The organism is Flexivirga meconopsidis (assembly GCF_026162425.1).
In the GTDB taxonomy this organism is placed as follows: domain Bacteria; phylum Actinomycetota; class Actinomycetes; order Actinomycetales; family Dermatophilaceae; genus Flexivirga; species Flexivirga meconopsidis.
Genome location: NZ_JAOBQJ010000002.1, coordinates 690,834 through 704,089 on the forward strand (window position 1 = coordinate 690,834; position 13,256 = coordinate 704,089).

Here is a 13,256-nt window from a genome sequence, read left to right on the forward strand (position 1 = left end):
TCGCATCGTTGAGGGAGGGTGGATGGATCTACTCGCACTGCAATACTTCCGCACGGTCGCCCGGCTCGAGCACCTCAGCCGGGCCGCCGACGAGTTGCACGTCGCCCAGCCGTCGCTGAGCCGCACGATTGCAAGGCTCGAGGACGAGCTGGGTGTGCCGCTGTTCACCCGACAGGGCCGCGTCCGCCTGAACGAGAACGGCCGGGTGTTCCTGCGACATGTCGAACGTGCGCTGAGCGAGTTGGATGACGGACGCCGCGCCCTGGACGACCTGAAGGGCGGCGCCGGCGGCGAGGTCGTGGTCGCAGCCGAGTCGCTGCTCACCCTCACCGGCGTACTCTCGACCTTTCGTCGCGTGAAGCCCGAGATTAGGGTGCGCCTGCAGCAGGCGGCGGCCGGAGAGATGCGCCGCCAATTGCGCTCCGGGGAAATAGATTTCGGCATCGCATCCCAATCGGTCAATGCCGAAGATCTCGAGTCGGTCGAGCTGGTGCGCGAGGAAGTGCTACTCGCCATGCCACAGTCACACCCGCGCGCCCACCAGGACGCCATACCCGTTGCCGACCTCACCACCGAGGACTGGGTGACGACGCGACGCGGGCACTGGCAGCGGGAACTGCTGGAACGCCTCTTCGCCGATGCCGGCGCCCAACCGACCATCGCGTGTGAGTCCAACGAACCAGGCGTCTCCCAAGATCTCATCAGCGCCGGTCTGGGCATCGGCCTGATCCCCGCGATGTCCCAGCGAGCCGGCACTCACGCGCCGGTTGCATGGGCCCACATCGCCTCGCCCGGCGCACACCGCACCCTGCGACTGATGTGGCGCAGAGACCGCGAACTCCCCGCTTCCGCAGTCGCCTTCCGTGAAGTCGTCACCAGTCGGCCGTTCATGAACCATCGCGCGCAGGAGTCACGGCGACGTGGCCGACGCACTACCTGAGCCGTAGGGCCAGAGCGGCATTGTCCGCGGGAAGGCGCTTGTCCTCGACGATCTCCAAACCGCACTCCTTGGCCAACCGCTGATATTCCCGGATCGATCGCTGACGTCCCCCATTGATGACGTGGAGGTGCAGGTCCCAAAGCGTCGCCAGTGGCGCGGACCCGTCATCTCTGGTCAGCCGTTCCACTATCCACAGTCGCGATTCATGACCCATTGAGACCTTGATGTTCGTGAGTATCCGCTCGCATTCTTCGTTGCTCCAGTCGCCGAGTACCCGCGACAAGACGTAGGTGTCCGCGTCCTGCGGCAAGCGTCCGCTGAACAAATCGAGGGGCATCGTGGTCACTCGCTCCGTCAGCCCGGCATCTACGAAGGTGCCATCCGCAATCGCGACCATGTGCGGCAGGTCGGTAAGCACGCCGCGGGCGCGCGGGCGGGCCTGCAGAACCCGGGCGAGCAATGCGCCACTTCCACCCGCAATGTCCACGACAACACCGTGAACGGGAACCTCTAACGCATCCGCCAGCAGATCAAAATAGAAGCTAGTTGCCGCCAATGCACTCTGGAACCGTTTAGCAGCAGGTGGATTCGCCGCGAGATACGGGATCAACTCGGTGCCGTAGGTAGCCTCGAATCCCGTTGAGCCGGAGCCAAAGGCCGCTGGAGCGTTGCCCCACGCGCTGTGGAATTCGCCGCCGTACAGCAGGCATGCGTCACGCATGCTCCCGGGCGCATCGACCAGGTGGACACCCAACGGTCCGAGCGTATAGGTCGCGCCAGCCTCGGTGATCCTGCCTAGCTCGTACGGAAGTCTCTCGGCGATACCGATCGAGTCCAGCCCGCGCATCAGCCGATACATGAGGTCCTGTGGAACGGCGGTGCGGGTACTCAGCTCGGCGACCGTGCGATCGGCAGCAGTGAGGAGGTCGGGTATGCGCAGCTCGACCCCAACGCGCGCCAGTTGCGCGCGCCATCCACCCGTCAAGAGTTCGATCACAGATGTCTCCGTCTGGCCGGACCCGGTCATGCTTCGGGTATCCAATCGCGTCGAATCTGTGGGATCGCGATTCCCAATGCTCGCATGTGTTCCAGCGGGTTGGTGTACTCACGCGTCGATACAATCAGCCCGTCCCAGAACTCGAACCGGTGCACGAAATTGTTGCGATAGTGACCTCGGGGGTAGCTGGGAAACAGAATTGTTCCCTCTCCTGTGCATTCAACCCATGCAGTGCGGCCGTTGTCGTCGAGATGAATTTCGACATCGTGCCACTGCCAGTCGGGCAGGACTTGGATAGAGAGCTCGTTGTGCTTACGCAGGTCACCGCGGCCACGAACCGTGATCGGTTTGCCGCGATCGGTGAACCACAACGACGCAGAGCCGTTCTCGTCATAAAGCTGGTAACGATTTAGGCGCGCCTCGTGACTGACGTCGAGGTACGCGTCAATCAATTCGAGTCCAGGTTTCAATGCCACTCTCCTTCGCCGATCTACGGTTGAAGTCGGTCCCAGGACCATCCGGCCGATGCCCGGGTGTAGCGCAGTCGCTCGTGCAGGCGGTCTGTTCCGTTCGCCCAGAACTCGATTGTCGATATGACGAACTCGTATGCTGTGTATCGCGCGGGTCGAGGCAGGCGTCCTTCGGCAGCCAACCGGGCTGCACGAGAACGCAGTTCGGTGGGATCTGTCAGGTTCGCGCTCTGCTCGGATGCGACCGTCATCGCGTGGGTAAAGGTCGGCCGCTTGTCCCAAAGTCGATCGGACGATGCTTCATCGAGAGCGATCATTCGGCCCTCGAACTGCAATTGCTGGCTCGTTTCCCTCCAGTAGAGTACGCCGCTGGCTCGCTCGTTCGACCTAACATCCTGCGCCTTCCGGCTCGTTGAGTGAGTGGCGATGACCAGACCGGCATTGGTCACTTCGCCAACCACGACGATGCGACTTGATGGGTGGCCGCTAGCGTCCACCGTCGCAAGCGCGAGAGCCAACGGTTCTCGTACTCCGAGCTCGGCGGCCCGCTCGATCCATCTGTGTAGCAACGGCATTGGATCGGATGGCGGTGACTGATATTCGGGGAACTCCGCCGGCCGAGTGGCCGTCATCGACTCGGATCGGTGGCGTTCGGCAAGGTCAGACATGCATTCGACCTTCCGCGCACAGGACGCCGTGGCCCCAGACCTGAACCATCCGGGATCCCCCTTCGTGGTCTTGTGAGACACACGCGTACATGTCCGACGGCCTCCCTATCTCGACACCCTGGGTGATGCATAGGGGCGTGCCGAGTCGGGCCGCTCCATGGCGGGCGAGGTGTATGGCGATCGGGCCAGCGGCCGAACCGGTCGCGGCGTCCTCGACCACACCGTAGGCCGGCGAGAACATTCGATTTCGCCACTGCGTCCCGGACCCGGCAAAGCAGTTCACAGCCATATCTTCGAAGGCACCAAGCGCACGATGATCGGGCCGCAGGCTCGTCAATTCAGCGACACTGGCCAGGCCGACGAGGACGTGCCGCGGGCCGTTGTGGTAAATCTCCAACGGCATCGCGGACTCAGTCACACCGAGGGCACCCAAAAGTTCCTCCCACTGGTCGAACGTCTTCACCGTCGGAGTGGGCTGTGTCATTCGCACGCAAGTGTCATCTTCCGATAGACGCACCGGAATTCGCCCCACTTGGGTATGCAATCCGAGCTCGCCGTCCTCGGCTTCCGTTGCGAGCGCAAGCGCCGTGCCCAGCAGCGGATGGCCCGCAAACGCGAGCTCATTGACCGGGGTGAAGATCCTCACCGAGAACTCTCCACGTTGTGGCCGGGGAACCACGAAAGTGGTCTCCGAGAGGTTCATCTCCCGAGCGACGCGTTGCATCAGCTCCGCGCTCATCCCGTCTGCGTTGCCGAAGACTGCCACCGGATTGCCGTGCAGCCTGGTCTTGGTGAAACAGTCGACCGTCACAAAGCGCCTCATCAATCCGCCTCCGCGCGAACCCGTGACGTCGCCAAGACGTGATCGATCTCCCGAGCCAGAAGATCCGGTCCATTCATCGTCAGCACGGACTCCGGGTGAAACTGCATCGACGACAGGCCAGGCGCCCGCATGGCGTGTACTTCGCGCGTCGCGCGATCAAAGGCGATCTCCAGGCCGGCCGGCGGCGGCTGATCTCCGGCCAGTATTGCTGCGAAGGAATTGTAAAAGCCGACCCGCTCATGCGCACCGAACAGATCGATCTCCTGCTGCACCCCTTGGTTTGGTGTCTGCTTGCGTTGAACTGGTAGGCCCATCCTGGCCGACAGGATTTGATGGCTGAGGCAGATGGCGAGCATTGGCTGTCTCGAAGCCAGCATCCGGTCCGCAAGAAGCCCAAGGACCTGATTCTTCGGTAACGACAGATCGGTTGGGTCACCAGGGCCGGGACCGAGAATGAGCAAGTCAAAGTCATCGTCGAGAGCTTGGACGTCGTCGACGCGGTGCCTGCGCACATCGATCCCGATCGCGTCCAGTTGGGCGTCGAGCATCGCGGTGAACGAATCCTCCGCGTCTATCAACAGGCCACGGCAGCGCCTCTGCATCGACCGCGCTGGGCGTCCGCCGACCCAGAACTGAGACAGGCGTGAGTTACGTTGCGTAAGAGCGCGCTGCACAGACTCGGTGTGCAGGTCGGGAGCCCGTGCAGTTCGCGCGAAGGAGGCGAGGAGAGTCGCGACTTTGGTGTGGGTCTCCGCAACCTCGGTTCTGGGATCCGAACCGCTAACGAGGGTCGCTCCGACGCCGAGGCGGACTCCGCCCTCCGAGTCAATCTCACACGTGCGTATGAGAATGGCGGAATCCAGGGCCGCCGTCCCGTCGTCATCGGATTCAATCAATGCGGCTACCCCGCTGTAGTACCCCCGAGGAGATGGCTCGTGCCGAGCGATTACCCGGCAAGCGTTCTCCAACGGCGCACCAGTGACGGTCGGAGCGAGCAGCGTCTCGCGGAGAACGACCCGCGGGTCCTCTTCGCAGCGGCCCTCGATTCGATACTCGGTGTGAGCAAGGCGCGCCATGGTGCGCAAGAACGGCCCGGTGACAGTCGGGGCTTCCGAGCAGATCTCAGTCATCATCTTGAGTTCCTCGTCCACAACCATGAAGAGTTCACTCGTCTCCTTCTGATCGCGAAGAAACCGCAGGACGCCCAGTTCGCTCGGACCCGTCGCCGGGTATCGGTAGGTGCCGCTGATTGGTGTCATTGCGGCAACGCCGCCTCGCAAACTCACGTGCAGTTCAGGACTCGCGCCGACTAGGGTGCGACCGCCCGCGTGCACGAGAAAGGTCCAGTGCGCCGATACCTCGTTCGCCAGTAATCGGCGCAACACGCTAGGACCCGCATTCGCGCCGGGCCGGGCCAGGCGCGCCTCATACTGTCGGGCGAGCACGAAGTTCGCACCGTCACCGGCACTGATCACGTGCTGTTTGACGGTGTTCACCATGTCGGCGTATTCGTCGTCGGACTGGTCGAATGCTCCGTCCAAAAGTTCGGTGTCGACATCAGGCAGGGCTTCAAGTGCCTCACTCATCGAGATGTCCTCTTGGGAGGATGATCGGATGGCAAGGAGTGGGGTGCCGTCGTCCACGCAGCTAAACCCTCGCTCTGAGACCTGCCGAAAAGGAACGACTGCAATGGTTGGCCCACTGTCGCCATCGGGCAGTTCATCGATGGTCCGGGGGTAAGCGACATCCCCCACGTGAACAGTGACTGTCTGGTCGTCACCGCGTGCGATGATGGCGAAGGCCGGTGGCGGTGATTTAAGGATTCGCTGCAGCAGATTCATGCGACTACCTCGGTGCTCATAATGATCTGAGCGCAACGGCGACCGGCGTAGTCCAAGGCCCACCGGTGCTCCTGCTCGGAGAAATCAGCGACGGCATCAGCGACGATGAAGGTCTGCACGTCGTTGGTGAAGGCGTCGAGAGCAGTCGCCAGAATGCCGACATGGGCGTACACCCCGCACAGCACCAGCTGGTCCCGTCCGGACTCCCGCATGCACTGGAGCAGATCCGACCGGTGAAACGCGCTATAACGCCACTTCGTGAAATGCCAGTCACTTGGGTGAGGAGCGAGCTCCGGCATAATTTGACGCTGATCGGGCGAGGCCTTCATCCCTGGACCCCAAAAATCGTTCAGCAGACCCCGCTCGGTGCTGGTCATATCGCCCGGCTGTGCAGAGAACGCTACGATCGCCCCTCGCTCACGGAGCGCTTGAGTGACCGCGGCGACGTTGCCGACGAGATCCGCTCGCATTTGTTCGGGGAATGGCTCCACGAAGTACCGCTGCATATCGTGGACTAGGACGAGAGTGCGCGCCGGCGAAACGATCCAATCCAACGCCACCGGCAGCATCGGCCGGTGGACAGGCAACCGGTAGCTGTCGATGATCGGCAAGCCGACCCCGCTCGCTGTGGTGTTCACCGCACACCACCCCGCGCCCACGCCGAAGCAACGCGTGTTGCCTGTTCAGGGTTCAACCGGGGGTCACACAGAGTGCGGTACGCATCCGGGTCAGCTGTGCCGTCACCTAGGTCACACTCGGTGACCGCGTCCGGCGTGGCTTCCAAGTGGAGTCCGCCGGGGTGTACGCCAGCGTTGCGGACTATTCGGACAAAACTCTCGGCTTCCGCGACGATGTCCCGAGCCATTCGTGTCTTTCGACCCGCGACCGTGATGGTGTTGCCGTGCATCGGGTCGCACATCCAAATCACGGGATGCCCGGCATCACGAACCGCGCCGACCAGTCTGGGCAATCCCTCACAAACTTGGTCCGCGCCCATCCGCGATATCAGCGTTAGCCGGCCAGGCAGCCGGTGCGGGTCCAGCAACTGACATAGCTCCCGAATTTCTGCAACCCCGACGTCAGGCCCGATCTTGACGGCGACCGGATTAATGACGCGGCTCATCAGCTCCAGGTGTGGACCGTTCAGGTTCCGGGTGCGCGCACCCACCCAGGGCCAGTGGGTCGAGGCGAGAAATAGACGCCCGTACTCGTCGGTACGGACCATGGGCAGCTCGTAGTCCAGGAGCAGTGCCTCGTGCGAAGTCCACGTCCTGGCAGTGCTCCTGACCCCGCGGCTCGGCGTCAGCCAGCCCAGGTGACGCATGACATCGGAAGCCACGAGATAGCCGGTCAAGATTCGCATCGGGTCGGGACGCCGGTCGGACTCCGTTGGCTGCTGGGAGTTGACCATCTCACCGCGATACGCCGTGAGCTCGACACCGTCGACTAACTCAGTCGCACGCGATCGAGGCTTGGAGAATTGACCTGCGATGCGGCCCACTTTGATCACTGGGCGACCCAACTCAGCACTGAGGATCCCGGCGAGCGAACTGATCAAGGCGACCTTGCGGCCCACTGAGATCGGATCCGTCTCCTCAGGGTGTTCTGCGCAGTCGCCGGCCTGGATGACAACTGCGTCGCCACCGGCCACCCGTGCCAATCGCGTCTGCAAGTCGATGACGTGCTCGGGGCGCACCAAGGCTGGGCGTCCCCGCAACGCGGAACGGACCGCGTCTACCCGATCAGGATCGGGCCATTGCGGTTGCTGTAGGGCGGCCCCCATTCGCTCCTCGATCGACGCGAGCGGCCCGGTTCTTTCACGCGGCATGAGATCCATCGTCATAGCGGAATCCCCTCTCTGGAGATCTGCGGAACGTCAATTCCCAGTGCAGCCATTTGCCTGAGCGGGTTCATGAACTCGCGATTGCGCACGATCTTCCCGTTCGCGAGCTCGAATGAATGCATGAAATGGTTCTCATAAAAACCCCTTGGATAGCCGTCGAAATCAATTATGCCGCGCCCGTCGCATTCCACCCAGAAACGGTTTGGGTCATGCGTCGCAAAGATCTCGATGTTGTACCATTGCCAGTCCGGAAAGCAGCGCAGTGACCACTTCGCGTGCTCTGCAAGCCGGTCGCGGCCCTTAGTAACGATCGGCTCGTTCTTGTCCGAGGTCCACAGGCCGCCTTCACCATCCTCGGCGAACATCTCATGCCGGCGGAGCCGAGCCTGCCCAGTGCAGACCATGTACGCCTCAACGGTCGCCTGATTCTGGCTTCGCAGATCCAACTCGCGTGCGAACTCTCCCGGATCCGGCTTCCGCAGAAACTTGTTTTCCGACATCTCGTCCTCCCCTTACTCAAATCTGATTGCACCCACCGTGGAGCCACACCGCGCTCGTGCCACACCCCGGTCGATCGGCCAATCGAAAGCCTGTGGGCCGCCTGGGCGTCGCCACAAGGCCCGCTGAATGAAGCCGCGGGAAACCCGCACGATAGGTGCTGTTCACACACTGTCACCCCGCGTCCATGACTCGCTGAATCATGTTCCATGCCAACGGTTTTCGCGATATTCATCCGTGCCTCCGCGGCCCTCGACGGTCCGGCCTCATAGCCCGAGGCGCATGCCGTCATACCCCAACTGGTCTTGGACGTCATGTCCGCTGCGACATAACTTCGAAGCATCTTGATGCGCTTCGAAGGAGGGACGATGGTCGCAGTCGACGCAGTGCCCGAAGCACGACCGTCCAGGACGACCGGAGTGCTGCTCGGTGTCGTGCGCGTGCTCGCGGTGATCCAGGTCGTCGCCGTCATGGGGCAGGCATCGTTCGCCGGACTCTTCCTCAGCGGCCGTTACGACATGCTCGGCCTGCACCAGCACGGCGCCGATCTGGTTTGGTACGGCGGCCTGCTCCAGCTGCTCGGCACCCTCGGGCTCGGCTGGTCGAGCCGCTCGTGGACCGCCGCGGGTTTCACCGCGCTGATCGTGATCGCGGAGACCGCTCAATACTTCGCCGGCGTCGCCGGCGCGCTCTACGTGCACATCCCACTCGGGGTCAGCATCGCCGTCGGGGTCGTCCTCTTCGCCGTGTGGATCTTCCGGTCGAAGCGTCGGTCCGGCTCATCGGAGCAGCCATGACCGACATATCACGCCGCATGTTCGTCGGTGGGGCCGTCGGCGCGGGCCTGACCGTCGGCGCGGGAGTCGGTCTGCCGGCAGTCATCGGCTCGGGCGGCACCGGGCACCTGGTGCGCAGTCAGCTGGAGCTGCCCGCGCCCTATCGGCTCCCGCTCCCCATCCCGCCTGTCGCTCGCCCCGTCAGCAGCGGGCCAGATCATGACAGCTACCGGCTGGTGCAGCGCGAGGCGATCGCCGAGATCCTGCCTGGCGTGCAGACCCCGATCTGGGGGTATGACGGGAGCTTCCCAGGGCCGACGATTGTCAGCCGCAGCGGTCGCCGGACCGAGGTAGAGCACGACAACCAGCTGCCCGTGCCGACGGTAGTCCATCTCCACGGAGCTCGCACTCCCGCCGAATCCGACGGATACCCAACTGATTTGGTGCTGCCCCGTAACAATTGGCCGGGCTCTGCACCAATGGGCGACCGGCTCGCCAACCTTGCCCGCGGATCGCGGCGCTATGTGTATCCCCTGCAGCAGCCGGCTGCCACCCTCTGGTACCACGATCACCGGATGGACTTCACCGGCCCCGCCGTCTACCGCGGCCTAGCCGGGTTCCACGTGGTCACCGACGACCGCGAGCAGGGCCTCGGGCTGCCCTCCGGGGAGCGAGACCTGCCGCTGATGATCGCCGACCGCGCGTTCACCGCTGACGGGCAGTTCGCCTATCCGTCGAAGGACCCGACGCTGACCCGCACACCCGGTGTCCGGGAGACCTACATCGACGGCGTTCTCGGCGACGTCATCCTGGTCAACGGTGCGCCCTGGCCTGAGCATGCGGTCGACGCTGCACGCTATCGCCTGCGCATCCTCAACGCTTCCAATGCTCGTCGCTACGACCTCGCGTTTCGGGTCGACGGCAAACCGGTGCCGTTCGTGCAGGTCGGCGCCGACCAGGGCCTGCTCGATCGGCCGCGAGCGCATGAGCACCTCGTCATCGCCCCGGCCGAACGATTCGATGTCGTCATCGACTTCGCGAAGGTCCAAGTGGGCGCCAAGGTCGAACTGGTCAACTCTCTCGGCAGTGGCACGACCAGCCGCGTCATGCGCTTCAACGTCGCGCGCCGCGCCGCAGACGAGAGCCGGATCCCGGCTGAGCTCAGGCGGATTCAGCCACTCCGGCGCTCAGATGCCACCGTGACTCGGGAGTTTTCGTTCCGCGCCGGAAAGGTCCACGGAGGGCACGCGGGTTGGGTGATCAATGGCCGCCCCTTTACCCCGGACTACTTCGCCGCGGAGCCAAGACTGGGAGCGGTCGAGATCTGGCGCTTCATCACCGACTTGCACCACCCGATCCACCTGCACCAGGTGGGCTTCCAGGTGCTGTCCCGGGGCGGCAAGGAGCCGGGAGTATTCGACACCGGTGTGAAGGACACCATCGACCTCCGGCCCGGCGAAGCCGCCGAAGTCATCACCCGGTTCGACGCATACCGAGGGCGATTCGTCTTCCATTGCCACAACTCCGAGCACGAAGACATGGCCATGATGGCCAACTTCCGAGTGATCTGATCAGCAACTCTCAACGAAAGGCAGATCCATGCCCAGCACAATCGCGATCGTCGGCGCCAGCCTCGCCGGTGCACACGCCGCCAGTGCGTTGCGCGACCGTGGTCACGACGGCGCCATCGTTCTCGTCGGCGCAGAGAAGCACCTGCCGTATCAGCGGCCGGGTCTGTCCAAGGGATACCTCCTGGGCAAGGACGGACCCGAAGAGCTGCTCGTACACCCGGAGGATCGCTACCGGGAGTTGGACGTCGACCTCCGTCTCGGCACGCGGGTGACCGCCGTCGACACCGCGTCGCGACGACTGGCCGTGGACGACGGCGACGACATCGTCTACGACCAGTTGCTCATCGCGACGGGCGCTCGGCCACGCACGCCTGCCCTGCCCGGGATCGACCTTGACGGCGTGCACTACCTCCGCACGATCGACGACTCCGATGCGCTTCGGGCACGCCTCGCACCCGGGGTGCACCTGACCATCGTCGGTGCGGGCTGGGTGGGTTCGGAGGTCGCGGCCACGGCGCGTTCCCTCGGCGCCGAGGTGACTGTGCTCGATCCACTCACGGCTCCGCTCGAGTCCGTCCTGGGCGCCGAACTCGGCCGGGCGTTCGGCGTTCGGCACACGGACAACGGAGTGGACTTGCGCGCCGGTCGGCTCGTCACCGGCATCGACGGCAAAGGTGGCCGCGTCACGGGGGTTCGCACCGACGGTGGCGACGTCATCGACACCGATCTGGTGTTGATCGCCGTAGGCGCCGAGCCCAATACCGAGCTCGCCCAACGCGCGGGCATCCGCGTCGACCGTGGAGTCCTGGTCGACGACCAGCTACGCACCAGCGCACCCGAGGTGTATGCCGCAGGTGACGTCGTGAGGGCGGATCATCCTCGCTATGTGGAGGCCATTCGGGTCGAGCACTGGGACAACGCAATGCAGCAGGGTGGTTTCGCCGGCTCGTCGATGCTGGGCGCGGACGGCGTCTACGAGCGAGTGCCCTACTTCTTCTCTACCCAGTACGACGTGACCATCGAAGTCACCGGTCGGCCCGACGCGGCGCACCGGCTGGTCGTGCGGGGTGACCCAACCGGCAGCAGTTTCATGGCGTTCTGGTTGCAGGACAACGTGATTGAGGCCGGCCTCAACGCAAACTCCTGGGGCGCCGCCGACTCCATCCGCAGCCTGATCGAGAGCCGTGCTCAGGTCGATGCAGCAGCCTTGGCCGACGAGTCCGTGCCGCTGGACGAGCTCGGGCAACAACTCACGACACGGTGACCGACACCGAGTGATAACCACTCGACCCGTCGGGCGCCGGCGGCGCGACGACCGCACTCTGCACCTGGCCGGCAGCGTCGATCGCGCGGACGGTCAGCGTGTGGTGCCCGGGCGTCGCAGGCCACTCGTAGACCCACTGCCGCCACACGTCGGCACCGGCGGACGTGCCGAGCCGGGCGTCCTGCCAGTCGCCGGAATCGACTCGCACCTGGACCTTTTCGATGCCGGTGTGCTGGTGCCAGGCGACGCCCGCGACCGCGACGGTGCCGGCTTTCAGCTTCGCTCCATTGCGCGGCACGTCGATGCGGGACGAGGTCTTCACCGGCCCCTTCGCGGACCAGCCGCGCGGTGTCCAGTAGCCCATGTCCTTGGCGTAGGTCGTCACCTTGAGCTCGGTGAGCCACTTGGTCGCGCTGACGTAGCCGTACAGCCCGGGCACCACCAGCCGCACCGGGAACCCGTGCTCAGCCGGCAGCGCCTCGCCGTTCATCGCGACGGCGAGCAGCGCGTTGCGATCGTCGGTCAGCGCCTCCACCGGGGTGCCCGCGGTGAAGCCGTCGACGCTGCGCGACAGGACCATGTCGGCACCGGACTGGATGCCCGCTTCGGCGAGCAACTCACGCACCGGCCACCCGGTCCAGATCGCGTTGCCGTTGAGGCTTCCACCCACTTCGTTCGACACGCACATCAACGTGACCATGGCTTGCTGCATCGGCTTGGAAAGCAAAGTCTGCCAGTCCATTTCGATTTCGCGGTCGACCATCCCGGTCACCCGGAGCCGCCACCCGGCGGGGTCGACCTGTGGCACGGTGAGCGCGGTGTCGATGCGGTAGAACTCGCCGTTGGGCACCACGAACGGTGTCACCCCTGACACGCCGACACTCGCCCCCGCCGGGATCGTCACCGGCCGTCCGACCCGCGGCACCCGGAACGCCCGCCGTGCGTCCTGCACCGCACGGGCACCGGTGCTCCACGCCCTGCCGGCGATGCCGAGCAGGACCGCGCCGGCCGCGGCTCCCCCGGCCAGCAGCACGGCCCGGCGCCGGTCGAGCGTGACAAGGCGCTCGTCGGAAGCGTTGGGCACTAGTAGATTTCGCCGCCACTGAAAGAGCACGCCTAGACCGGTGACCGCGCCGACGAGCAGCGGTAGGACGTCGAGCGCCCCGGCGTGCGGCCGGGACGTCACCGCCGCGGCGGCCACCGCCACGAGCACAACGAAGAGCACGAGTGCGGTGGTGAATCGGGTCCGCGCCAACCAGCCGATGAGCAGACTCAGCAGCACCAGCACGACCGCGATGCCGCCGAGCAGCACCTGCTTGTCATGAGTGCCGAAATTGTCGACGGCGAAGGTCTTCAGCCAGGGCGGTGTTCGGTCGATGAACGCGCCGCCCACCGCGAGCACCGGTGACGGAGTCCCGTTGCTCCAGCCCATGCGCAGCACGACACCGGCCAGGAATTCGGCGAGCCCGACCGTGACGACACCCGCGAGCAGGCCGCCGAGCGGTGCAAGCGCCCACGACGGCTTGGTGGTCGGTGCCTTCTGGTGCATGGCCCGATCGTGTCAC

Annotated in this window: 13 protein-coding genes; 4 read left to right on the top strand and 9 right to left on the bottom strand. The window is 64.7% G+C overall.

Annotation, left to right across the window (positions count from 1 at the left end):
- Positions 1-22: 22 nt before the first annotated feature.
- Positions 23-940: a LysR family transcriptional regulator gene (locus N2M23_RS08590; RefSeq protein ID WP_265444749.1), complete on the top strand. Its 918-nt coding sequence runs from the start codon at positions 23-25 to the stop codon at positions 938-940.
- Here the strand turns inward: N2M23_RS08590 and N2M23_RS08595 are convergent.
- Genes N2M23_RS08595 through N2M23_RS08630 form a run of 8 tightly spaced genes read right to left on the bottom strand, consistent with a single transcriptional unit; the run spans position 933 to position 8,082 of the window.
- Positions 933-1,937, bottom strand: a complete 1,005-nt coding sequence (locus N2M23_RS08595) for a methyltransferase (protein ID WP_265444750.1) — start codon at positions 1,935-1,937, stop codon at positions 933-935. The genes N2M23_RS08590 and N2M23_RS08595 overlap by 8 nt on opposite strands.
- Positions 1,938-1,963: 26 nt before the next feature.
- Positions 1,964-2,407: a PhzA/PhzB family protein gene (locus N2M23_RS08600; RefSeq protein ID WP_265444751.1), complete on the bottom strand. Its 444-nt coding sequence runs from the start codon at positions 2,405-2,407 to the stop codon at positions 1,964-1,966.
- A 20-nt stretch (positions 2,408-2,427) separates the two neighbouring features.
- Complete coding sequence (gene phzG, locus N2M23_RS08605; protein ID WP_265444752.1) at positions 2,428-3,075, bottom strand: phenazine biosynthesis FMN-dependent oxidase PhzG; 648 nt, start codon at positions 3,073-3,075, stop codon at positions 2,428-2,430.
- Positions 3,068-3,898, bottom strand: a complete 831-nt coding sequence (locus N2M23_RS08610; protein WP_265444754.1) for a PhzF family phenazine biosynthesis protein — start codon at positions 3,896-3,898, stop codon at positions 3,068-3,070. The genes phzG and N2M23_RS08610 overlap by 8 nt, the downstream gene beginning before the upstream one ends.
- Positions 3,898-5,739 (bottom strand): anthranilate synthase family protein, encoded by a 1,842-nt coding sequence (locus N2M23_RS08615; protein WP_265444756.1) that lies wholly within the window; start codon positions 5,737-5,739, stop codon positions 3,898-3,900. The genes N2M23_RS08610 and N2M23_RS08615 overlap by 1 nt, the downstream gene beginning before the upstream one ends.
- Complete coding sequence (locus N2M23_RS08620) at positions 5,736-6,377, bottom strand: isochorismatase family protein (RefSeq protein WP_265444758.1); 642 nt, start codon at positions 6,375-6,377, stop codon at positions 5,736-5,738. Before N2M23_RS08620 ends, N2M23_RS08615 begins: the two co-directional genes overlap by 4 nt.
- A complete protein-coding gene (locus N2M23_RS08625) occupies positions 6,374-7,582 on the bottom strand; it encodes a 3-deoxy-7-phosphoheptulonate synthase (RefSeq protein WP_265444759.1) in 1,209 nt (402 codons plus the stop codon). The genes N2M23_RS08620 and N2M23_RS08625 overlap by 4 nt, the downstream gene beginning before the upstream one ends.
- Positions 7,579-8,082, bottom strand: a complete 504-nt coding sequence (locus tag N2M23_RS08630; RefSeq protein WP_265444761.1) for a PhzA/PhzB family protein — start codon at positions 8,080-8,082, stop codon at positions 7,579-7,581. The genes N2M23_RS08625 and N2M23_RS08630 overlap by 4 nt, the downstream gene beginning before the upstream one ends.
- 366 nt (positions 8,083-8,448) lie before the next feature.
- On the opposite strand from N2M23_RS08630, the gene N2M23_RS08635 reads away from it, so the two are divergent.
- Genes N2M23_RS08635 through N2M23_RS08645 form a run of 3 tightly spaced genes read left to right on the top strand, consistent with a single transcriptional unit; the run spans position 8,449 to position 11,691 of the window.
- Complete coding sequence (locus tag N2M23_RS08635) at positions 8,449-8,877, top strand: hypothetical protein (RefSeq protein ID WP_265444762.1); 429 nt, start codon at positions 8,449-8,451, stop codon at positions 8,875-8,877.
- Complete coding sequence (locus N2M23_RS08640; RefSeq protein ID WP_265444764.1) at positions 8,874-10,427, top strand: multicopper oxidase family protein; 1,554 nt, start codon at positions 8,874-8,876, stop codon at positions 10,425-10,427. The genes N2M23_RS08635 and N2M23_RS08640 overlap by 4 nt, the downstream gene beginning before the upstream one ends.
- A 28-nt stretch (positions 10,428-10,455) precedes the next feature.
- The gene (locus N2M23_RS08645) at positions 10,456-11,691 is read left to right on the top strand and encodes an NAD(P)/FAD-dependent oxidoreductase (protein WP_265444765.1); all 1,236 of its coding nucleotides are present in this window, start codon (positions 10,456-10,458) and stop codon (positions 11,689-11,691) included.
- Here the strand turns inward: N2M23_RS08645 and N2M23_RS08650 are convergent.
- Entirely contained in the window at positions 11,678-13,240 is a 1,563-nt protein-coding gene (locus tag N2M23_RS08650; protein ID WP_265444766.1) for a molybdopterin-dependent oxidoreductase, read from the bottom strand. The two genes, N2M23_RS08645 and N2M23_RS08650, sit on opposite strands and share 14 nt — an antisense overlap.
- Between the last annotated feature and the right edge of the window lie 16 nt (positions 13,241-13,256).

Bases quoted from the DNA above. Each gene is read 5' to 3' on its own strand.
- N2M23_RS08590 (WP_265444749.1), top strand. From the start codon at position 23: ATGGATCTACTCGCACTGCAATACTTCCGCACGGTCGCCCGGCTCGAG.
- phzG (WP_265444752.1), bottom strand. From the start codon at position 3,075: ATGTCTGACCTTGCCGAACGCCACCGATCCGAGTCGATGACGGCCACT.
- N2M23_RS08610 (WP_265444754.1), bottom strand. From the start codon at position 3,898: ATGAGGCGCTTTGTGACGGTCGACTGTTTCACCAAGACCAGGCTGCAC.
- N2M23_RS08615 (WP_265444756.1), bottom strand. From the start codon at position 5,739: ATGAATCTGCTGCAGCGAATCCTTAAATCACCGCCACCGGCCTTCGCC.
- N2M23_RS08625 (WP_265444759.1), bottom strand. From the start codon at position 7,582: ATGACGATGGATCTCATGCCGCGTGAAAGAACCGGGCCGCTCGCGTCG.
- N2M23_RS08630 (WP_265444761.1), bottom strand. From the start codon at position 8,082: ATGTCGGAAAACAAGTTTCTGCGGAAGCCGGATCCGGGAGAGTTCGCA.
- N2M23_RS08635 (WP_265444762.1), top strand. From the start codon at position 8,449: ATGGTCGCAGTCGACGCAGTGCCCGAAGCACGACCGTCCAGGACGACC.
- N2M23_RS08640 (WP_265444764.1), top strand. From the start codon at position 8,874: ATGACCGACATATCACGCCGCATGTTCGTCGGTGGGGCCGTCGGCGCG.
- N2M23_RS08645 (WP_265444765.1), top strand. From the start codon at position 10,456: ATGCCCAGCACAATCGCGATCGTCGGCGCCAGCCTCGCCGGTGCACAC.
- N2M23_RS08650 (WP_265444766.1), bottom strand. From the start codon at position 13,240: ATGCACCAGAAGGCACCGACCACCAAGCCGTCGTGGGCGCTTGCACCG.